Below are 21,185 nucleotides of genomic sequence, written 5' to 3'. Positions count from 1 at the left end.
ACGAATCCGCTAACAACTTGATCTCCCCGTTATCGTGATAACAAATAAAGACCTTGATTGTAGCCGAGAAAAGGCTAATGCTCTCGTTGTCCGTTCCAGGTTGACAGATATTCGCAAAAAGGCTTCGGTACATGCACGTTTAATATGCTCTCCAAGCGAATGATGTCTTCCTCTGTGGCAGAAGGGTTAACGGTGGGAAAAATCGGTGGGGATATCGTTTGGACATGTTTTAAAATGGTATTCCAGACGTCCTTAGCCATTCCGGTTTCACCGCCAATTCAAAATTCATCGTCAAGATCCTCATTATGGATATCCAACGCTTCTCCCAGTAGTCATCATTAAGCCTTTCTTCTTTGAGTTCATATTCATCCCTTGTCCACGGTTCGCAAAAGATTCTTTCGGCTTGAATGTCTCCGTCCGCAAAAATCGACAACTCAATTATTTCCTCATTCATATACCCAGTGGTCATTTACCTTCTAAAATAAAGGGTTCTGTATGCTCATTACCCATATATTAGCCCTATATCATATATGGCTTAATTCCATTATAAAGATCTTTTGTCCTGAATCTACCTACTTTCTACCTGAATTCTGGAAATGCGTAATTCATTCTCCCATGATAAAAGAGTGTCTCTCCGCCAATTTAGGGCTTTGGGTCACCCTCTTTTGAACTATTTCGTATTCAATACAACATTTTTGTCGTCGCTTGAAGCTTGGGTTTCGCTATCCTACTTTCAGTAACATTGTAGGAGATGTGGATTAATACCTGGAGTTTCCTCCACATTAGAACATGCTTTATAATATCTCTATGATACGGTTCAGCTTAACGAGTCTATCGGCGAAAAATGCGCCGCGGCGCATGAATGCCACCTTTTTGGTCCAACGAATTAAACATAGTTCTATCCTGGAATTATGTTTTAAGCCTTCATAAATATGCACTGAAGGCCGTCGAAGTCATCGGCGGCCTGAATGGATGTGATTCAAAGCTAAACTACATCGACTTACCTTTATTTATCACTAGAACTCTATTGAATTCGACATAATTAATTCAAAAAATTGTTCAAGAGTACTTGCTACTTTTTCAACTTCTTCGAATTCGGGCTCATATCCACGTACAATAGCACCTCTATCATTTGTTAAATCAATGGCATAGAAGGAATATCCACCATCAACTGACATTACTATTGGCAAGTGATTATCCCACCACGTAGTTATTTCTGACTTCCAAATGTAATCATCCATTGCTGCTTCTAGACTGAGCAATTCATATTCATTCCATTTAAATGCAATATCTGAGCTATTATTGAACTCATCCTCACAAATAAACCAAGTCTTCTCATTCGGTGTAATACATTTTTCAACTACACTTAAAAAATCTAAATATTCATTTGGGATTCCTTTATATCTAGATATGATGCTGCTATTTAAATTTAATTGAAACCCAGATTTTTTGGTTATATCCCAACCATTTTCATTAGCCCAAATCATAAATTCGCCAATTTTTTTATTCATATTCATCACCTTCTAATCGGTTTCTAATCACTCCTGTTTAACTATCCTGACTATTAGCTTGAAAATCCAAGAGTTAATCATCACTATCAAAGTTTAGCAAACATCACATCTAAAAAGTCTGATACATATTCTACACGTCCAACACATTCTCCTAGGTTCCCACAACATTATTTTCCCCGTCACTTATGATAAGGTTCACCCTAACGAGTCTATCGGCGAAAAATCCAGTGGGACGAAACACTCTGTCCCCATCTTAGCCGCATAAAAAACAGCAGATACCGTTTGACCAGTACCTGCCGAATTCAAGCAACTTTATTCTGCTATTCTACATCTAGTGAATGATCAAGACTTGCATTAAGCATGCGTAGGATCATGAGTAACGATTCGTATCTAGTCGCATTAGCATTCGGTTTGAATAAACCGTCCGGCATACCCTTCACGATCCCCATATCGGATAATGTACCAATCTCTGCCTCTGCCCAGTGTCCTATAACATCCTTGAACTTTGAGTTTTTCACGAAATTCGTGTTCATTACTTTTGAAAGCATAGATACGATCTCTGCTCTGGTTATCGTCTGATTCGGCTTGAATGTTCCGTCTAAATAACCATTAGCAATACCTATTGTTTTTAATGTAGCAATGTCATCTGCTGCCCAGTGACTCTGGGTGTCTATAAAGTCGGTATCATCTACTGACTTTAATCCAAGTGCTCTTACTAGTATAGATGCAAATTCTGCTCTAGTTATCGTAGCATTAGCTCGAAATGAATCATCCTCATATCCATTGATAATCCCAAGCTTAGTCGCTAGTACGATCGCTTTTGCATTCGGGGCATTCGCGGGTATATCCTTAAATGAACCTGCAGGTGCAGCGTTCGATTTGGCTACCATTGCCTTAATTACCTCGATATTAACCTCATCAATGTAGAATTTTGTTGGTGTTGGTTTTGGTGTTGGTTTTGGTGTTGGTTTTGGTGTTGGTTTTGGTGTTGGTTTTGGTGTTGGTTTTGGTGTTGGTTCCGGTGTTGGTGTCACTACGATTGGACTATTCTCTCGTGTCACAGACACCGTATACGTCTTAGTCGCAATTCCATCCGACGCAGTAACCACCACATTTATCGTGTTCGCGCCTACCTTCAGCGGAAGTTCGCTGCTCGCTTGGCCACTAGTAACCAGTTCCGCTATACCACCGTAAGTCGCTACAGTTACTGTTGATGTATGTTTAGCAGTGACGGGTGTTACATTAATACTGCTGACACTATTCGCTACATTAGACGTATAGCTGAATCTATTTCCTTCAAAAGCTGGACTAAGAGTTGCTCCTGAAGATAGACTCAATCCGCTGAGGTTTTCATTATTTACTCTCCAATTTGCATATAATAGGATGTTGGAACTTGATGATATGGTATCACCTGCACGATATGCGGTTCCACTACCATCTCTTTCCGTATTCCAACCGTTGAAGATAAAACCCATCTTAGTCCAATTACTTATGTTACCATCGACCGTCACTGACTTGTTTGGAATATAGGTAACACTATGTGAGGGTTCACCATTTTGAATCGTATCATTACTTACATAAGTTAAAAAGTTTTGATATGTTGTAAAGTAAGGATATCCACTGTTATGGATATTCTGTGCCCATACACCTACAAAATCCCAACCTACGTACTGATTGCTATTTTTCATTGATAGAGAAGGTAGTCCTATACCGTTATTATCTGCTTGCCCTGAAGTATCGGTATCATAAAAACTAGCGATAATTGTTCCACTTTCATGGGTACCGACTAACCCGCCTACATCTACATTTCCGCTTACATGTCCTCTCGAATAGCTAAGTTCAACTGTTCCTTGAAAATTATAACCTACTAGGCCACCAACAGATTTATCTCCATTCACACGTCCTGTTGCATAGCTATTAGAGATAGTACCTTCATTATTTCTACCTACTAAGCCGCCTGCACTCTCTGTGGCATAATTTTCACCAGTAAATGTGTCCTCTATGCCAGTTACATTACCGGTAGCATAAGAAAAATTAATACTTCCCACCTCATTCCTTCCAACCAAGCCACCTGCATCAACAATACTAGTCACTGTTGCTCGTGAAGTGCTATTACTAATATTACTTACAAAATTAAAGCCTACTAGGCCTCCTACAACTCCACCACCCTCTACGATTCCATCAAAGTTAACATTAGTGATAGTAGAACAATAACTATAGCCTATTATTCCACCTACTGATCCGCTGCCCTTTACGATTCCGTCGAAGTTAACATTAGTGATGGTAGTAAAGCCATCATTGTAGCCTATTACTCCACCTATCCAATTCCCTGACCCTGATACTAATCCTGTAACCGTAACATTTTCAATAACTCCATCCCCCAAATAATAGCCTACTAGGGCACCTACACCATCTGCCCCCTTTACATCTACGTTTTCCAACACTAGATTTCGTATGCTACTTGCATTAATAGCTTGCCCAAACAGCCCTCCGCTTTCATCAGAATCATTATTATCAACGTACAAATTTGATATTTTGAAATTATTCCCATCAAAATGTCCTGAAAATCCTGTTGTTTCAGAACCTATCGGTTGCCATGAATGGTTGATATCATAAGCAATTAAATCAATATCATTTATCAAAACAAAATGACTATCCAGATAATTCCGTACTTCATTTAATTGATCTGCTGTCGCAATTTGATATGGATCTTGATTCGTTCCATCCCCACCAACAAAGCTTACTACTGCTTGAGCGTGGGTCCTTTCAGGATTTATCCAACTCGGAAAATGTCCAAACACCATGGCAAACACAACAATAAATACAATTACCCGTTTATTCCAATAACGAAATGTCATTACTACTTTTCCTCCTTTATCATTTTTCCCGGATCCAAGACTGTCGGTTCATCTTGCTTCATGCGTATATTCGAAACCAACCACTTCATTACCCGGTTTCATCCATTTTAAAATACTTTGAATTCTTAATTTTACCCTCTTGCCTTCGCGAATTCTATTATCCGAACGTAGCAAAACACCAAAATTCGGGTATACTTTCATTCTTCTCACAGACAAAAAAAGAAGACAAGCCCTCTCCTAAGTGAAAACTTGTCTGATTATAAAGCAAAGGATGAATCGGGCGTTCGCTCGTATTCGTCCCGATCAAAATTTTGACCACCCGAATGCCGGTCTCAACATCTTGCGGATCCAATAGGTTTTATTCATAAAGCATTCATCTATTTCCAAGAAACTAACCGAATCTTAGAAACACAGAACTACTTTATTAGTTGATGTGTTTTTTGCTCATAGTTCAATTTTTTCTACAACAGTAAATTTTACAATTATATATGTTTTAGCTGATAGTCATATCATGAAAGGAGCAGCTACCGCTATGATCTGCTCCTTGTTTCGACTTGGGTATTTACAGTAGACAACGTTTAGGTGGTAAAATAGAGATAAGAAATTTTGGAGGTGAAGGTGTGTATGGCTAAATATAAAGATAGCAGGAATTTGAACTTTTTCGTACGTCACCTAGAATGTGATAGCGCTCACAAAAATTCACCTTTCCCCTATCAAATATATAAGATTGAATTATCTTCCTCGGGAGGGCCATGCCAATGAGGGATGCTGCAGAGGGTCAACAGAAGCACGGGCAGCAAGAACATATTGAGACGATGCCGTTGTTCTCCACCACGGACATGAACGGAAGGATGACTGTGCTCCGGCCGGGATGTCGCGTCGGACGTACGGCTCCGCTGCTGCCGTGGCTGCTCGCAGCCGCTGCACTGTGGGCACTGACAGGCTCCGTGCCGTTCGGCGCACTGCTCGGCCTCGCGCCGACACCGGCGATCAGCATACTCCTCGGTCATCCGGTTACGGTGAGCGTCTCCGTGGTGCTGCTGTTCGTCGCGAGCGGTGCAACCGGCGGAGTGTACTCGCGAGCGGTCGAGCAGTTCGGACAGACCAGGGTCGCCGGCCTGTTCGCGACGTTAGCGGTCGCAGGAGGACTCGTCGCAGGCGCGGGAGTCCTCCTGCTCTGGACGCTGACAAGCGATCCGTCGCGCCCCTTCGACCTCGAGGCCATAGTTACGTCACCGACGATCCCGCCAGAGTTCGGCGCCGTCGTGGGAGCTGGCTTCGCCCTTATAGCCGCCATCGCGCTCCTACGGTTGCCCGGCTCAATCGCCCACGCCCAGCGACGTCAGGCGGACATCGAGCGCCTCCGCTTGGAGGGTTCGTCATTCACAGGGACGTTGACGGCCGTGAACTTCACTAACAGCTGGCTCTTCAATCTCCCGATGTTCACGGTCGAGGTAAGTTATATCGTCGACGGTGCTCCTCTTGTCGTCTCAGCGTACATGCGCACCAGCGCCGACCGCGTTCCAGTTGTCGGATCGCGAATGATCGTGCTGACCGACGATCGCGGAACCACCCACGTGGAGCTGGACCTGGCGAGTGGAGCGGCATTCGAGCCGGACGTGGGGAAGTACGCCCCGTCGGACGGTTGATTTTGCGGCCCTGATGCAGCGTGGGTCCGCCTGGCCTTCCCCAACACTCCAATTTTTCGCCGTCACTTATGATAAGGTTCACCGCGCTGTCTGTAACGGCAAGTTTTCGTCTAAACGCGAATGCCGCCCTAGAGGCGGCATCACTTTTACTTCATTCATCTTTTTCAGTCAGTTCCAAAAACTTATCAATGTCCGACATAACCAATCTAACTGCATTTTCCCAGAATTCCGCCTCTCGTAGATCAACACCCAGGTGTTTTGCAGCCAACTCCTCAACCGTCATGCTGGCTGACTCACGTAATAAGTTTTCGTACGTTACTTCAAACCCCTTCCCTTCCTCCAATGATTTTGCATAAATTCCAGAACTGAAAAGAAAGCCGAACGTGTAAGGGAAATTGAAAAATGAACTTTTTGTTATATATAAATGGAACTTTGACGCCCAAAAATAGGCATTATACGTTTCAAATACATCACCATATGCTGCTTTCTGTGCTTCTATCATTAATTCGTTCAGACGATGAGGGCTTAGTGGACCCGCTTTTCTTTCCGCATAAAACTTCTCCTCAAACAAATAACAGGTGTAGACATTAAAGAAATACTCTGCATTCATCTTAATCTTAGAATCCAATAAGGCAATTTGCTCACTTTTACTCGTTTCCATCTCGATAAAGCCATTCATCACAAGTAATTCAGAAAATATGGATGCGGTCTCAGCCAAATTTAATCCGTACTTCTGAGCAAGCGGCGGCATATCGCTTATTATATATTGGTGATATCCATGCCCCAATTCATGAGCTAAAGTTGCTATGTTTTGGGCTGTTCCAAAGTAAGTCTTAAAAATTCGGGATTGCTTGATCAGAGGAAAACCTGTATGAAATCCCATTGGAGACTTTTGAGGGCGGTTTTCTGCCTCAACCCACTTTTCTTCAAATGCCTTTGCTGCAAACTCGGCCATTTTGGGAGAAAAGCCCCGGAATCGTTCTAAGATAAAGTTGACCCCATCTGTGAAATTAAGGATGGATGAAGCATCGGAAATGGAAGTTTGGAAATCAAACCAACTCATCTTATCAATGCCCATCAGTTCAGCTTTTCGCTTAAAGTAATGAGAAAACTTTTCTCTGCTGCTGGCTACCGCCTCCCACATTGATTCTAACGTTGGTTGTGACATTCTGTTCAATCCAAGAGACTCTTTTAAAACGGAATTCCAACCCCGATGTTTGTACATTTTTAAACGAAACCCAGCCAAGTTGTTTAAAATACTTGAAAAAACCTCTTCATTTTCTCGAAAGGCCTCTGAATAACTGAAAAATGCCTGTTCACGTTCTTGACGGTTCGAACTAAAAAAAACTCCTTCCAACCTTTCTACTGAAAAACATTCAGTTTTCCCTTCCTGCTCAAAAGGAATCCGCATTCGTCGAATCAAAGCTGTGTATAAAGACATCCATGAATGATACCCTTCTACAGCAAAATCATCGATCAGCTCTTCCTGCGACGAGGGTAATCTTTCTATCACTTGCTGCCGCATCTCATCCAATGGAAATCGAATGGGTCTAATCTCTGAAATTGAAACAAGTTCCTGCCATTGCTCCGGATGAATTTCTGATATTTTTTCCGCGAACTTGAAGAGAAGAATTTGGAGATTTGCTTCATTTTGCTTTGATCGCCCATGTAGTGATTTCGCTTTCTGATCGGTCACATCCTGTGAAGTCATGCAGTATGTAAAAGAAGAAGCATGTTTTGTTCGAAGCATTAGATTTTGTATATCTCTTAAAAAGCCGATTAAAACTGAATGGTCTCCTAAAGTGCTACCCATTCTATGGACCGTATTTGTTACCTCGGTTATATCCTCTTCAAGTTTCTCAACAAACTTCAAGAACACTTGTGACTCACTTCCACCCGGAAAAATGGATTCCAACTCCCATTTTTCTGATAATGTAACCATTAAACCGCCCCCCTAAAGAGTTCTTTGAATTAGTATTCTATATTATCCAAATAATTCCTCCTGCAATTCTGACAGATAGAATTGCGTCAATTCCGTCCGTATTCCCGCACTAGGAGGAACAGAGAGAACAAGGAGAAAGCCGGTACCCATAAAAACCGCTTGCTTGTTCGTCCGATATAGCAGTCAAGCAAGCGGTACGGGTTCGATAGCCTTCTTTACCTGCTTAGCCCCATAAATATGGACGAATAGTCACTTATGCTGATCACTAATTTGAATTAGAATTACCGTAGAAGATTGAAAAAGGATGTGATTCCAATGTTAATCAAAAGGGACAAATGGTTGCAATATCGCATCCTTCGCAATGGGTCCTCTCTCGCTGGACGGTTGCCAGAAACCCAGTTGCTTAAGAAGAACGCTTTAACGAAGATGCTGCTTCAATATCAAAGCGTCGTACTGAAACCTCGCGACGGGAGTTACGGAAGGGATATCCTGTTCATTAAACGGAACGGTGCGAACGCCTATCGTATTCATAACGAAAATAATGCGGTCACCATGAGAGACACCGATAAGTTACTTAGATGGCTCCGTAAAAAAAACAGAGGTCACAGATATATTGTCCAAAGGCGTCTGCAGCTTGCTCAAATTCAACACAAGCCGTTCGACCTTCGGATAATGGCTCAGCGAAAAAAAGGCGCTTCATCCACTTGGAACGTGACAGGCTCATACGCGAAAGTTGCAGCGCAAGGATATCTAGTTACGAATGTGACTATCCGCACCATTCCAGTGCTTGAGGCGCTAAAATTAGCCCGAATCGGCGATCGGAGCTTGCTTGTCAAAGCGGAACGGATCGCACTATTGGCTGCCAAACGACTGGGAGAGCGTTACCCCAAGCTTAGACAAGTCGGGTTCGATATAGGCATCGACAGGAAACGTCGGATTTGGATCATCGAAGGCAATTATCAACCGGCCTTGCGCCCTTTCCGACTCTTGAAAGATTCCTCGATGCATCGCAGAATATTATGGTATAAGAAACATTAAAGCGAAAAAAAGACGACCAGCCCTCTATCTTTGCCCTGTCGTCTTTTCATATTTGATACCTATTCTTGATCATGCCCCGCTTGGGATTTCACCTGCGTCTTTTGGCACTTACAACGCGTGTCACTTGGAACCTATTTACCCCTACCTGTATAATGGCAAATTGGCTGTAAGAAGTGCCGGAAGAAGTATAAGGTTCCGCTTCAATATTTCCACTCGGCGTTCTAACCGTTGCGGTGATTCTAGTCACCAAACAGACTCCACGGCTAGAAGCTCTCCAAGTCTCGTCACGCTGAACATTATAATTGTCGTCACTACAAAAGATAGATGCATATTCAACTCTTCCAAACGCATTAAACGAAGTAGAGTTAAAGATCTGAACGGGGTCATAACCATTAGGTCCTCTATTTCCCATCCCCAAAACCTCCTTATATTGGTATTGTATATTAAATGCAATTGAATAGTTTTGGTAAGGTATAAATGTGGACAAGAAAAAAAAGTACGTTTGTCAGGTGGTCGCGAGGATACGGGCAGCTTATGATGTTGTACCTCAAACAAAAAGAACCACCCTCGTAGTTAAACAGGTGGCTCGAGAACTATAGGTCTAATAACAGCAACCCTCATCTGGGTGTCTACATGACTTCCAAATCATCCACCAGCGAGCGCTATTACTATGCTTTGCAAGGCTTCTCGAAAAAATTTCGCCCTACTCATGATAAGGTTCAGCTTAACGCGGCTATCGCCGAAATAAAAAAGGACACTATAAAAGCAGATGCATGCCTCTATTTAGGCACAAAAAAGTCGCCATATGGCAACTTTGTGTTTACAAGTTAATCAAATCTTGCTTCAATTTTTGAAACCAGGCATCTTGTTCAATTAATGTTCTGCCGGCAGAAGGAACCTTAACGAATCGCTTATTTACGTAGTCATACAATTTGTCTTCCGTGGGTTCAAACAACAAATCGTAGATGAGAAAATCTTTTATGTTATGAGTCACTAAAATACCATCATACTTATAAGCGGTTACAAGAATGCGTGCATCCGATGCCTGAAGATAATTCAAACCATAATCAGGATGGCGTATAACGGTTTGGTTAAAATTATTATTATCCCGGAGGTAATTGGTGAACTCGCGTAATTCGCGTTCTAAATCTATAGGTAATGGAAAATCAACAACGACATTTTGATTCAAAATTTGTGTAAGTATGTTCTTGTGCTGTGTCGAGGTGAACGTATGCATTTGAACCTTAAGCTCAGCTTCTACCTCTTTTGGTATTTTAATTTCAGCTTGATTAAGAGCGGCTAACGTACTGGTACTAGTCCAGAAATCGTGAGCCGCCTGTTTTAATTTTGCTTGATTGGCATTGCTGTTAACAAAATCGCGAAACATATTCGTGTCCGGCATATAGACGATTGGCTCTGACATCTAAACTCTATCTCTCCCTACTTAACAGCGTCATTCGCTTCAGCTGGTGGTTCAAGTTCCAAGAGTTCTAGCGCAAGGTTAGCAACTTGCTTAGAATGTTCGAACCCTTTGTCTTTCTCTTTCAGAAACTTCTGCCAGTTAGGGTGAGTCAAGAATTGAGTTGGGTAAACGTTCCATGTTGTATTTTCACCGGCATTTTGAAAACCTTCATACTTTCCATTTTGAAGATGTCTACGAACAACCTGTGGTGCAAGTCCAGTTATCAGACTCACATCACGAACCGTTAAGAACTCAGGAATTGGTTGTTCCGCCTCTTCTCTTTCAATAAATGGTTCTACATCGAGTGCTTGGATGGCATCCTCAATGTCTTTGATATCAGTATCAGAAAGACCGCGTGTCGCGATTTTAGCCTCTAAATCAAGTGCGCGTTGAAGCAACCTGATTTTAGCTAATTTTCGCGCATCCTTACTGGCAAATGCGCGTTCAGTAGCATCCGGCAGTGTAACGTAACTCAGTACATCAGGCATATTAATCATCCTCCTCACCTCCATATTACCATAAATTCACAAAGAACAAAAGGATCAAATGGAACATTTCGAACCATTAATAGTGTATTCAAGTTTCGATAAAAGATACCTTTTCTCTGCAAACTGGCATTAAGAAAGTTCGCCTAATTAACTGGACTTACGGCAGTTGCGATATTTTTAACGCAAACTGGGCTCCGTAGCATCCGGAACCTGCGAGAATGGCCACCATTCCTACATGACAATTACCATGTTCGGAACCCGTGCGATCCCCGCGGGGCGTCGTGTCTCTAATCAAAAAACCCCTGAAACTTAAAGTCTCAGAGGCAATAAATCCTTTAATATTACATACGTCGCAAGGGCTATGGCGTAAAACTAGGTCCGTATGCCTCAAACTCATAAATCCTTGCTGCGGAGTTTGTGGTCTGTGTAGGCGTCGTTACGTTCAGCTTAATATATCGAGCCGATACTTCAGTTATCTTGTCTATCGTAATGCCGCTCGTATTGTTGATTATGTTGACTACCGCGTTCCAATTCGTACCATCGGCGCTGACCTGGATATTGTAAGCCTTCGTGTTGTAAGAGGCGGATTCTCCACCTTCCGATGCGTGCTTGATTACGAATTGGTTCACTTGCTTCACGGAGCCGAGATCGATCTGCAGCCAACGGCTACTGGACTTGGAGCACCATTTGCTGTCATTGATGACGCTGCCGTCCACGGCTTTGGCCGCGGTTTGCGAGGCGTTGCACGTACTGTCAACCGTCGCGGCTTTATTTAATGCCAAGTTCGGTGGTCCGTATACCTCAAACTCATAGATTCTTGCCGCAACGTTTGTGGTTTGCGTAGGCGCCGTAACATTTAACTTGATATATCGAGCCGGTACAGTAGTTATTTTGTCTACCTTAATGCCGCTTACGTTATTGGTTATGTTTACGACCTTATTCCACTTCAGACCATCTGTGCTAACCTGGATATTATAAGCCTTCGTGTTGTAGGAGACCGTCTCTCCGCCTTCCGATGCGTGCTTGATGACGAATTGGTTCACTTGCTTCACGGAGCCGAGATCGATCTGCAGCCAACGGTTACTGGATTTGGAGCACCATTTGCTATCATTGACGATATTGCCGTCTACGGCTTTGGCCGCGGTTTGCGAAGCGTTGCACACACTGTCAACCGTCGCGGGTTGATTTAATGCCAAATTTCGGGGACCAAAGACTTGAATCTCGTAGATTCTTGCATGGACGTCTGTGGTTTGAGTAGGCGTCGTAACGTTCAACTTAATATATCTTGCCGATACTGCGGCGATATTGTCTATCGTCACGCTATTCGTATTATTGGTTACGTTAACTACCGTGCTCCATTCCGTGCCGTTATTACTGACCTGGATATTGTATGCCTTCGTGTTAAAGGTGGTTGCCTCTCCACCTTCCGCCGCGTGCTTAATGATAAGTTGGTTCACTTGCTTCACGGAGCCGAGATCGATCTGCAGCCAACGGTTACTGGACTTGGAGCACCATTTGCTATTATTGGCGACACCGTTGTCCACGGCTTCGGCCGCGGTCTCCGAGGCGACGCACGTACTGTCAGCCGTCGCGGGTTGATTTAATGCCAAATTTTGTTGCGCATATACGTCGAACTCATATATTCTTGCCACAGCATCTGAAGTTTGCGTAGGCGTGGTGACGTTTAACCTGATATATCGGGTCTGCGTATCCGGTATATTGTCTACCGTAACGCCGCTCGTATTGTTGTTTACGTTAACCACCGTATTCCAGCTAATTGCATCGGCACTGACTTGGATATTGTACGCCTTCGTGTTTAAGGCGGTGAGTTCCCCACCTTTCGATGCGTGCTTGATGACGAATTGGCTTACTTGTTTCACGGAGCCGAGATCGATCTGCAACCAACGGTTGCTGGACAAAGAGCACCATTTGCTGCCGTTGGTGGCGCTGCCATCCACGGCTTTGGCCGCGGCCTCCGAGGCGTTGCACGCACTGTCTGCCGTCACGGGTCTGTTTAATGCTAAATTCGGAGAACTCACCGTTATCGTGTAAGTAACCTTATTCGTTCCGTCTTGCGAGGTTACGATGATCTTCATACCCGTCTCCAGTGTCGTCGCTTTCGTGATCCCGTCTGCCTTGTAGATCTCGAACGTTGCGTTCGCTGTCGGCGTAATTGCGGCCTTCAACGCATCTAGCTTGATGTTCGTCCCGACCGTGATCGTCTCATTCGCTGTTCCTCCAACGCTTACCGTACCGATTGTCGAGGTTAATGTAGCGACGCCGCACGATACCGCCCATTTCGCGTAAAGAGTTATGTCGTTATTAATTGGATCTGACCAATTGTAGGCTTGCGTCAGCGTACTGTCGTAGTACCAGCCTGCGAAGCTGTTGCACTCCTTCGAGGGAATGAACTGATAACCCACTGTTCCCCCGGGCTTCACAAATTCGGGAGCAATCAATGAGCCGCCATTCGTGTTATAAGTCACGACCCGTATGATAGTGGGTCCTGAATCTAATCCGGCAAATGCAGAAGATCCGAATGCCATTAACGACACAATGGCAGCCACCACCAACAAGTAACCTCTTATCCTCGCTATCATCCTTTTCTTTCCTCGACTATGACCTGACCCTTCCATTATTCGTGCCCCTTTCTCCTACCCTAATAATTAACGCTTTTGATACTGCGAGCTCTCCCGCAAAAGCATCCCTTAGCGTTTCGTTCGTACAACATCGTACAGCGCCTTTAACTGGCATGGCATGAGGAGGCTGGGGCGTATTCCAATCATACGGCTGTTGCACATTTATAATGTTATTCACAATACGCGAAAGAATGTTTATTTATCGTTACTTCTGTTCTAATAAGGTCGAAATTACGCCCCTTTCCTAATTTACTTTGCTATCTTATGCAACCTGGATGCTGTAGATTAAAAATCTGCACGACAGGCTGACGATTCGGTGCCGACACACTCGAAAAGTCAGCCTTTTTATTGATTTACCTTGTTGAATTAACGGGCACGTTATCATAATCCCCAAATCGCATCTTGTCAAGAGATAATGTGCGAATGTGCGACATAGCGGGGGATCCCCCCTTATGCTTTCTAAATAGGAATGAATTTCCGAGTATGCAGGGCGATATCGCTTTTTCCAATTCATCCGGTGTCACGTAAAATATTCTTCAGATCGATGAGGAATAAGGAAGGGAGATCTGCATGAACAGCGTGGACAAAATCAGATTTTTGCTCTTTTACAGCGAAGCGCCCGAGGCAACTTGTTACGGGTATCTGGAGCTGAATCGGGATGGCAATATGATCGCGCTCTACAATAGTTGCGGCGAGGAAATCGACATGTTTGGCGGACATGAATTTGTCAGGGTACGGGCGCTTGGCAAATTCGATGATGAAGATCGCGATAATTTTTACTCCTTGTTAGAAAGTGATGGTGTAGGATAACTTGCACGACAGACAGGTAAAGATTCGGTGTCAAGACACTACGTGGAACGCAATGAATATTCTCTGGAGGTAGAAGATGAACAAACGGGTTCAAGAGGCAAGCGGAATGAAGAGAGGGACGATGTTAGCCGCCCTGCTCATCGGTGCATTTATTGCGTTTCTTAACGAAAATTTACTTACCAATACATTTCCTGGATTAATGCGTGAGTTCAACGTTGCTGCATCAACCATACAATGGTTATCGACCGGTTATATGCTGATGATCGGCATACTGGTGCCGGTGACCGCATTGCTACAGCAATGGTTCACGACTCGCCGGATGTTTATGTCCGCGATGGCGTTATTTTTAGCAGGTACCTGCTTGTGTGCAGTATCCCCTGGATTCGAAGTCTTGCTGATAGGCAGGGTTGTTCAGGCTTGCGGGACAGGATTATTGATTCCGTTGATGATGAATACGATTCTTGCCCTCTATCCTCCGGAACGCAGGGGGGCTGCCATGGGTCTCATGGGGCTTGTCATCATGGTCGCCCCTGTCATCGGGCCAGCTTTGTCGGGGTTGGTTATCGATACCTTACACTGGCGATGGCTGTTCTATATGGTGATTCCTGCCGCATTGTTTTCGATTATTTATGCATTCATTTACTTAAAGAATGTTACAGAAATAACCAAGCCAAGGGTCGATCTTTTATCCATTGTTACGTCAACCGTCGGGTTTGGTTGTGTCACCTACGGTTTCAGCCAGACTGGTGTCTGGGCTGGTCCTGGGAGTTACAGTTTGATTGCCATAGGCGGCCTCTTCTTACTCTTGCTTATTTGGCGGCAGCTCAAGATTAAAGAGCCTTTGATTGATCTTTCCGTATTCCGGTATCCCGCTTTTTCTTTGGTAGCGGTATTGATAGTAGTGCTGATGATGGTTTTATTCGCCACCACGACATTGCTGCCGATCTATATGCAGGATGTGCTGCAGTTGACAGCATTCGCGACAGGTTTACTTCTGATGCCAGGCTGCATTTTAAACGCAATGATGATGCCTGTGACGGGAAAATTATTCGATAAATTCGGGCCGAGATTCGTCATAATGCCCGGACTGGTCTTGATCGCCCTATCGCTGTGGCTGTTTGCCGGTATTGACAGCGATACAACCCGAGGCTCCGTTCTGTTCAATCATGTCCTCTTATTCTTAGGCATATCGTTTGTCGTCATGCCGGCTCAGACGGCAGGAATGAATCAACTTCCGCGTCACCTGGTCCCCCATGGCACAGCCATATACAATACGCTCCAACAGATTGCTGGGGGAATTGGCATCGCTTTGTTCGTCGGCATCATGTCGTCCGGAGCCAATCGTTATCTTCACCATTCGCTCGATCCCGCTGCGTTTCAAGATAAAACACAAAGTATCGTTGCCGGTTTGCAAACGGTTTTTTGGATTGAATTTATTCTCGCAATACTTGTTCTGGTACTGGGTTGGTTTATAAATGGCCGTCTTTGTGCCGATTTTTCTCAAAAGAAAGAACCCAAAACCTTGTTGCCTTAGGGTCTTGAAACACTTATTTCGCCGTCACTTATGATACGGTTCAGCTTAACGAGTCTATCGGCGAAAAATGCGCAACGATTTGGTCGCGGTCGTTAGGCAACACAAAAAGGAGCACGAAGGCTCCCTTGCAGAAGATTAGTCCATATTGACATACCATTGCAGTGTTAGTTTGTATTATTTGTTCGAAAGCATGATTTTCTCTAATTCCAACGGTTCAATATATTGACCGTCTTTGTATGCTCTCATATTCCCGCCGGAAATCTCATCGATCAATACAATTTTCTCGTCTTGATCGACTCGACCGAATTCGAATTTGATATCGTATAGTTCGATTCCTTTTTGTGCAAGTTCGATTTTTACGATTTGACCGATTTGCTTAGTAAGTTGTTTTAAGGTACGGTATTCTTCCGTGGAGAGGACGCCAAGCATGTCGAGCGCATCTTCGCTGATAGGAGGATCTTGCCGTTCGTCATCCTTTAGCGTTACTTCAACAAATGCATCTAAAGGCTGCCCTTCTTGCGCATACATGCCATAACGCCGTAGAAAACTCCCCACCGCTCTGTAACGGCAGATCACTTCAACGCCTTTGCCGAACACAGAAGCTGGTCTAACCGTCATCGTGGCTTCTTCGATATTGGCATCGATATAATGCGTAGGGATCCCTGCTTCCGCTAATTTTTCAAAAAAGTATTTGGTTAAGCTTAGCCCTGCCCGGCCTGCGCCTTCTATGACCAAGCCAACCGTATTCGCGCCAGGGTTAAAAACGCCGTTTTCTCCGGTAACATCATCTTTAAATTTCAGTAAGTAATTCCCATTTTCTAGGGCGAATACATCTTTAGTTTTTCCCTGATATACAAGCTGCATCTTAACGACTCTCCATTCACAATTTCCATATGTTACGTTCCATTATATCGAAGAAGTGGTGATTTCGGCAAATTTTAATGAACTACAGATTATTAGAGATAATACTTACAGAAGGGTGTTAAACAGATAAGATATAAGATTAATCACCTATTTTTCGCCATTACTTATGGTACGGTTCAGCTTAACGGGTGTATCGGCGAAAAATGAGGAAAGGGCTGCCGCGGCGCGCTACTCCACTATCGTATTGGTTAGTTCAAGCGTTTCTGTATTTTTCAGCATTGATGGCTTCTTTCAAAAAATGACATTGTTCAAGGTCTATGTCATAAACATTAGCTAACCCAGTAACGTAATAGAGAACATCATATTTACACAAAATTCTTGACAGACCCGTGGCCGGTGCGTGAATATGCTGTTATAAGAAGTTGCTGACATCATTGAATTATAGACACTCATTAATCATTTACGAATGTTTCCTTCACTCTATTCGACTTCAAAAAATATAATATCCAGATTACACTTATCACCCCAATAAGTATTGATACATGATACGACCTTGGAATTAACTGTCCTCTACTGTAAACGTCTATATAAGTTAATATTCTAATTAATATACAAAACACTTCAAAAATAATAATTAGTCGCGGAGCATAATTCTTCTTACTTATAAAGAATATTAGAATTAGTCCTGTAATTAATGTCTTAATTATAGTTCCTACTACTATTACGTTCTGTATCCAATTACTTTCCTCAAAAAGGTAAGTAAAGTTAGGCAATATCCTTATAATCCCAGTAATATACATTACTTGACATATAAACGCAGTTATTAAATAAACAAGTAACCACCCTCCGACTGGTTTAGGATAAAATTCTTTGTCTTCGTTATTCAACATCGTTGGAAACTCCCTCGTTAAAAATCTATACCCAACTTTTCGCCGTCACTTATGGTACGGTTCTCCGTGCTGTCAGTAACGGCAAGTATTACAGGCCATCCATTTACGGGAAAATCAATCTTGCCCGTCCCCTCATAGTTTTTTACCTTCATCGGCGACACTTTGGCGATCTGGCGAGAGGAGTAGAGGCGTTGTGTATAGGCATAGATCATGAAATAAAGGAACCGCCCCTGGGTCATTTTCATGACTTTTGGAACAGCTCCTTCATTGACTCCTTATTTCGTTCCCGCCTGCGTGTGCCACAGTCGCAATAGTAACGCCGTTGCTTCCGCCCTTGTAGCTGGATCCATCGGGCTGAACCGATTGCCTTCACGTCCGTGTACTAGATTTCTCTGAACAGCGCCATGGACGTATTCTTTAGCCCAATACGGAATATCCGCATCATCTGCAAAGGAGGTTCCTCCCTGCTCGATCTCCCACTTCATTGCCCTTGCCATCATGACAACCATCTCTGATCGGCTTACCCTGTGCATCGGTCGAAGTGTACGGTCCGGATAACCCTGCAATACGCCGTTCTCTACTGCCGTGCCAATCACATCGGTCGCCCAAGCAGGAATTTGATCCTGATCGGTGAAGAGGAGCTTGCTCCCCGCGGACCCTGAATTGATGCCTAGCGTACGTAGCAGCATGGCCACAAATTCGACTCGGGTAATATTCGCTTGAGGTTGGAACGTCGTCTCGGACTGGCCCTCTACAATCCCTATCTCGAAGGCTTCACAAATGGAACTCTCTGCCCAATGACCCTTAATATCGCGGAACGTACAGACGGGAGCTCCCGCTCCTGGTTCCACGGGTTTTGCCAGACGATGAATCGTCAGGTTGTAGGTTTGGAGGACACCGCTCTCCGCTCTAACCTTGAATTCAAGCTCATTGTCTCCCTCATCAAGCGCAACTGTTATTTCTCCAACATGATTGGCCTGATTTAAGGTTATAGTAGCTTTTGCATCGGATGGAATCGCTTCGATCGTTACCTCGTCCGCCGTCGTTTTCACTTCATAATGGGTCGTGCCCGCCGCGAACTCTGGCGTTAATGCGAGTTCGTCTTCATCCGCCTTAACGGTAAGCTTTGCGAGATTCGCGTTATTTGATGACTGATAGCCGCTCCAGCCTGAGCTGCGCTCAACGATGCGTACCGTACGCGTTACCGGTACCGCAGCATTCCCCGCACGGTCTGTTGCATCATATTGCAAGGTATAAGTGCCTGGAACCTGATGGTCTACGCTGCCCGTGATCGTGACCCGAATGTCTTCTTCCGCATCTGTTGAGGTCACACCAGGATCAACGAAGGATGTTCCTGCTGTGAGGGTGACCGACGCATCTCCCGACAGCGTAATGACAGGAGGCACCGTATCCACCGTGAACGCATGCTCCGCCGATAAGCTGGATGGATTGCCGGTTGAATCCATAACACCAGCGCTTACTGCATGCAAGCCATCTGCAAGTCCGCCAGGCGGCGTCCATGACCAGCGCCCATCATCCGCTGCCGTTACCGTTGCCGCTTCGCTTCCATCCAGATTAATGACCACCGTTACGCCTTCATCCGCCGAACCACTGATCGCCGGTGAGTGGTTATTCGTGTATTCACCGTCTATTGGTGTCACAATCGTAGGTACAGCTGGCTGCTTCCAATCTGCATATAAAAGAATATTACTGCTCAATACGATCGTATCATGAGCACCATAAGTATCCCCGCTGCCATCTGCCGCTGTATTCCAGCCATTAAATCGATAGCCTGCTCTCGTCCAATCGTGGCTTTTGTCCAGAACTTCCACTAACGATCCAGGCAAGTAGGATTGGCTGCTAATCTGTTCACTACCGTCATCCGTACCGTTCCCGGCATAAGTTACGAAGGCTTGAATTGCCCTTACATAGGGGTATCCATTATGGTGTGGGGCTTGTATGTCCCAAACCGTATCAAAGTCCCAGCCTGGGTAGTTCAGACTGTCCTTCATTTCATCAGAAGTTAGACCTTGCCCACTACCATCCGACTGCCCTGTTGTATCCTTATTATAGAAGCTGCTGTTCACATATCCACTACCGCTAATACCAACTAAGCCGCCTACGAAATAATCCCCTGTTACTCGCCCAATCGCATAACTATTTTCAATATCTCCATCGCTATTATCCCCTATTAGTCCCCCAACAGAATCGCCTTGGAATCCAGATCCACATGAGCCGGTCACCGTTCCAGTTGCAAAACTGTTGGAAATGAGCGAGTTGCCATTATCTCCTACGAAACCGCCGACATCTTCACAGCCTACTACGTTACCAACTGCATAGCTGTAAGAGACATTGGTATTCTCTTGTTTACCGATTAGTCCGCCAACATCAACCGGGCTGCTGACATCACCCGCAGCATAACTGTAGGATACAACCCCATTATCAACTCGTCCGATCAAGCCGCCTACATCATTTGTACCGATTACATCGCCACTCGCATAACTGTTCGATATATTTGAGTCTACACTTGCCCCCGTCAGGCCACCCACAAAATTTTCTCCGTATACGTTCCCCGTAACCCCAACGTTATGAATGGTCGTGCTATTCCTGCCAGCCAATACCCCTACATAATCAAGTCCTCTTACTTCAACTGCATCTATGGTGAGATTTTGTATAAAACTGCTTGTTCCTCCTACAACACTGAATAGTCCAACAGGCTGACCAGAAGAAGGGGTATTAATCGTTAAATTGGTAATTTTAAAATTTCGGCCATCTAAACTCCCTGTGAATGGAGTGGTCTCATTGCCAATCGGTTCCCACGGATGATCTGCATCGAATACACTCATATCAATATCATTATTCAAAATAAAGTGACTGCCCAAATAATCCCTTACATTATTTAGTTGATTTGACGATTCAATCTGAAAGGGGTTGCCCGTTGTTCCGTTTCCTCCTGCAAAGTCGTCTGCCGCGTAAACGATCCCCCCAGTCACAATCAATCCCGGATAAGAACCAACCCACAACACAAACACAAGAAAAACTATTACAAATCGTTTTTGTATGACGTTCATTTTTATTGCCCCCCTAGTTGTAAATAAATTCGTAGTTTTCCCATACGTACATCCACTCCATGATTTTCACCACATATCATAACATAGACCTATGATAGAATTATGAAAGATTCTAAGTCTCAGCGATTACAGCTGAACCCAACGCAGCCCATTTCATTCCGAAAAATACAAGTGCCTCTACATTAAAGAGCCAGGCATCCCCCTAAGGTAAATGTCCTGGCTCCTTATCGTTGCATCTCATCTCCGTATTCCTCACATGCTTACACACTTTGTATTTGTATGAAGAAAGTCGATGTATCCGTCAAATTTTTTCGCCGTCACTTATGGTACGGTTCAGCGCGCTGTCTGTAACGGCAAGTTTTATTGAAATTTCATGGTTGGTAGTATTGACTTTCCTGTTATGGTAAGGTTTATGCTTATATCAAGGAA

The 21,185-nt window shown here is 44.2% G+C and carries 15 protein-coding genes; 4 read left to right on the top strand and 11 right to left on the bottom strand.

All coding sequences use genetic code 11. The annotated features are described in order from the left end of the window. Window positions 1-1,016: 1,016 nt before the first annotated feature. Together J2Z66_RS30360 and J2Z66_RS30355 are read right to left on the bottom strand one after the other, a co-directional pair. The gene (locus tag J2Z66_RS30360; RefSeq protein WP_209976512.1) at window positions 1,017-1,511 is read right to left on the bottom strand and encodes an SMI1/KNR4 family protein; all 495 of its coding nucleotides are present in this window, start codon (window positions 1,509-1,511) and stop codon (window positions 1,017-1,019) included. A gap of 320 nt (window positions 1,512-1,831) precedes the next feature. After that, window positions 1,832-4,369, bottom strand: coding sequence for an S-layer homology domain-containing protein (locus J2Z66_RS30355; protein ID WP_209976511.1), 2,538 nt, complete (start codon window positions 4,367-4,369; stop codon window positions 1,832-1,834). A 758-nt stretch (window positions 4,370-5,127) separates the two neighbouring features. On the opposite strand from J2Z66_RS30355, the gene J2Z66_RS30350 reads away from it, so the two are divergent. Further along, window positions 5,128-6,018, top strand: a complete 891-nt coding sequence (locus J2Z66_RS30350; RefSeq protein WP_209976510.1) for a hypothetical protein — start codon at window positions 5,128-5,130, stop codon at window positions 6,016-6,018. Window positions 6,019-6,169: 151 nt separating this feature from the next. Here the strand turns inward: J2Z66_RS30350 and J2Z66_RS30345 are convergent, their stop codons facing one another. Then, window positions 6,170-7,960: a M3 family oligoendopeptidase gene (locus J2Z66_RS30345; RefSeq protein ID WP_209976509.1), complete on the bottom strand. Its 1,791-nt coding sequence runs from the start codon at window positions 7,958-7,960 to the stop codon at window positions 6,170-6,172. Between the two features lie 315 nt (window positions 7,961-8,275). Here J2Z66_RS30345 and J2Z66_RS30340 point away from each other — a divergent pair, with 315 nt between their 5' ends. Next, the gene (locus J2Z66_RS30340; RefSeq protein WP_209976508.1) at window positions 8,276-8,998 is read left to right on the top strand and encodes a YheC/YheD family protein; all 723 of its coding nucleotides are present in this window, start codon (window positions 8,276-8,278) and stop codon (window positions 8,996-8,998) included. A gap of 88 nt (window positions 8,999-9,086) precedes the next feature. Here J2Z66_RS30340 and J2Z66_RS30335 read toward each other — a convergent pair whose 3' ends face one another. The 4 genes from J2Z66_RS30335 to J2Z66_RS30320 all read right to left on the bottom strand — a co-directional run bounded on the left by J2Z66_RS30335 (window position 9,087) and on the right by J2Z66_RS30320 (window position 13,548). After that, window positions 9,087-9,410 carry a hypothetical protein gene (locus J2Z66_RS30335; protein WP_209976507.1) on the bottom strand — a complete coding sequence of 108 codons (324 nt, stop codon included), beginning with the start codon at window positions 9,408-9,410 and terminating at the stop codon, window positions 9,087-9,089. Window positions 9,411-9,818: 408 nt separating this feature from the next. Continuing rightward, entirely contained in the window at window positions 9,819-10,421 is a 603-nt protein-coding gene (locus J2Z66_RS30330; RefSeq protein ID WP_209976506.1) for a PIN domain-containing protein, read from the bottom strand. A gap of 17 nt (window positions 10,422-10,438) precedes the next feature. Beyond that, complete coding sequence (locus tag J2Z66_RS30325; RefSeq protein WP_209976505.1) at window positions 10,439-10,957, bottom strand: hypothetical protein; 519 nt, start codon at window positions 10,955-10,957, stop codon at window positions 10,439-10,441. A 350-nt stretch (window positions 10,958-11,307) separates the two neighbouring features. After that, on the bottom strand, window positions 11,308-13,548 hold the full coding sequence (locus J2Z66_RS30320) for a discoidin domain-containing protein (protein WP_209976504.1): 2,241 nt from the start codon (window positions 13,546-13,548) through the stop codon (window positions 11,308-11,310). A 609-nt stretch (window positions 13,549-14,157) separates the two neighbouring features. On the opposite strand from J2Z66_RS30320, the gene J2Z66_RS30315 reads away from it, so the two are divergent. Further along, window positions 14,158-14,397, top strand: a complete 240-nt coding sequence (locus tag J2Z66_RS30315; RefSeq protein ID WP_209976503.1) for a hypothetical protein — start codon at window positions 14,158-14,160, stop codon at window positions 14,395-14,397. 76 nt (window positions 14,398-14,473) lie between these two features. Next, window positions 14,474-15,931, top strand: a complete 1,458-nt coding sequence (locus J2Z66_RS30310; RefSeq protein WP_209976502.1) for an MDR family MFS transporter — start codon at window positions 14,474-14,476, stop codon at window positions 15,929-15,931. 174 nt (window positions 15,932-16,105) lie between these two features. Here J2Z66_RS30310 and J2Z66_RS30305 read toward each other — a convergent pair whose 3' ends face one another. The 4 genes from J2Z66_RS30305 to J2Z66_RS30290 all read right to left on the bottom strand — a co-directional run bounded on the left by J2Z66_RS30305 (window position 16,106) and on the right by J2Z66_RS30290 (window position 20,756). Then, the gene (locus tag J2Z66_RS30305; RefSeq protein ID WP_209976501.1) at window positions 16,106-16,795 is read right to left on the bottom strand and encodes a phosphoribosylaminoimidazolesuccinocarboxamide synthase; all 690 of its coding nucleotides are present in this window, start codon (window positions 16,793-16,795) and stop codon (window positions 16,106-16,108) included. A gap of 452 nt (window positions 16,796-17,247) precedes the next feature. After that, window positions 17,248-17,685 (bottom strand): DUF2569 family protein, encoded by a 438-nt coding sequence (locus J2Z66_RS44180; protein ID WP_209976500.1) that lies wholly within the window; start codon window positions 17,683-17,685, stop codon window positions 17,248-17,250. A 17-nt stretch (window positions 17,686-17,702) separates the two neighbouring features. Then, a complete protein-coding gene (locus J2Z66_RS30295) occupies window positions 17,703-17,930 on the bottom strand; it encodes a hypothetical protein (protein WP_209976499.1) in 228 nt (75 codons plus the stop codon). Window positions 17,931-17,960: 30 nt separating this feature from the next. Next, entirely contained in the window at window positions 17,961-20,756 is a 2,796-nt protein-coding gene (locus tag J2Z66_RS30290; RefSeq protein WP_209976498.1) for an S-layer homology domain-containing protein, read from the bottom strand. Window positions 20,757-21,185 lie beyond the last annotated feature (429 nt).

Source organism: Paenibacillus eucommiae (assembly GCF_017874215.1).
In the GTDB taxonomy this organism is placed as follows: domain Bacteria; phylum Bacillota; class Bacilli; order Paenibacillales; family NBRC-103111; genus Paenibacillus_AI; species Paenibacillus_AI eucommiae.
Note: the sequence above shows the minus strand (reverse complement) of the source record. Positions and strands in the feature narration are given on the sequence as shown.

What these genes read in the sequence shown, in the direction of transcription:
- J2Z66_RS30340 (WP_209976508.1), top strand. Translation starts at nt 8,276, where the DNA reads ATGTTAATCAAAAGGGACAAATGGTTGCAATATCGCATCCTTCGCAAT.
- J2Z66_RS30305 (WP_209976501.1), bottom strand. Translation starts at nt 16,795, where the DNA reads ATGCAGCTTGTATATCAGGGAAAAACTAAAGATGTATTCGCCCTAGAA.
- J2Z66_RS30360 (WP_209976512.1), bottom strand. Translation starts at nt 1,511, where the DNA reads ATGAATAAAAAAATTGGCGAATTTATGATTTGGGCTAATGAAAATGGT.
- J2Z66_RS30330 (WP_209976506.1), bottom strand. Translation starts at nt 10,421, where the DNA reads ATGTCAGAGCCAATCGTCTATATGCCGGACACGAATATGTTTCGCGAT.
- J2Z66_RS30325 (WP_209976505.1), bottom strand. Translation starts at nt 10,957, where the DNA reads ATGATTAATATGCCTGATGTACTGAGTTACGTTACACTGCCGGATGCT.
- J2Z66_RS30345 (WP_209976509.1), bottom strand. Translation starts at nt 7,960, where the DNA reads ATGGTTACATTATCAGAAAAATGGGAGTTGGAATCCATTTTTCCGGGT.
- J2Z66_RS30350 (WP_209976510.1), top strand. Translation starts at nt 5,128, where the DNA reads ATGAGGGATGCTGCAGAGGGTCAACAGAAGCACGGGCAGCAAGAACAT.
- J2Z66_RS30295 (WP_209976499.1), bottom strand. Translation starts at nt 17,930, where the DNA reads ATGAAAATGACCCAGGGGCGGTTCCTTTATTTCATGATCTATGCCTAT.
- J2Z66_RS30355 (WP_209976511.1), bottom strand. Translation starts at nt 4,369, where the DNA reads ATGACATTTCGTTATTGGAATAAACGGGTAATTGTATTTATTGTTGTG.
- J2Z66_RS44180 (WP_209976500.1), bottom strand. Translation starts at nt 17,685, where the DNA reads ATGTTGAATAACGAAGACAAAGAATTTTATCCTAAACCAGTCGGAGGG.
- J2Z66_RS30320 (WP_209976504.1), bottom strand. Translation starts at nt 13,548, where the DNA reads ATGATAGCGAGGATAAGAGGTTACTTGTTGGTGGTGGCTGCCATTGTG.
- J2Z66_RS30290 (WP_209976498.1), bottom strand. Translation starts at nt 20,756, where the DNA reads ATGAACGTCATACAAAAACGATTTGTAATAGTTTTTCTTGTGTTTGTG.
- J2Z66_RS30310 (WP_209976502.1), top strand. Translation starts at nt 14,474, where the DNA reads ATGAACAAACGGGTTCAAGAGGCAAGCGGAATGAAGAGAGGGACGATG.
- J2Z66_RS30335 (WP_209976507.1), bottom strand. Translation starts at nt 9,410, where the DNA reads ATGGGAAATAGAGGACCTAATGGTTATGACCCCGTTCAGATCTTTAAC.
- J2Z66_RS30315 (WP_209976503.1), top strand. Translation starts at nt 14,158, where the DNA reads ATGAACAGCGTGGACAAAATCAGATTTTTGCTCTTTTACAGCGAAGCG.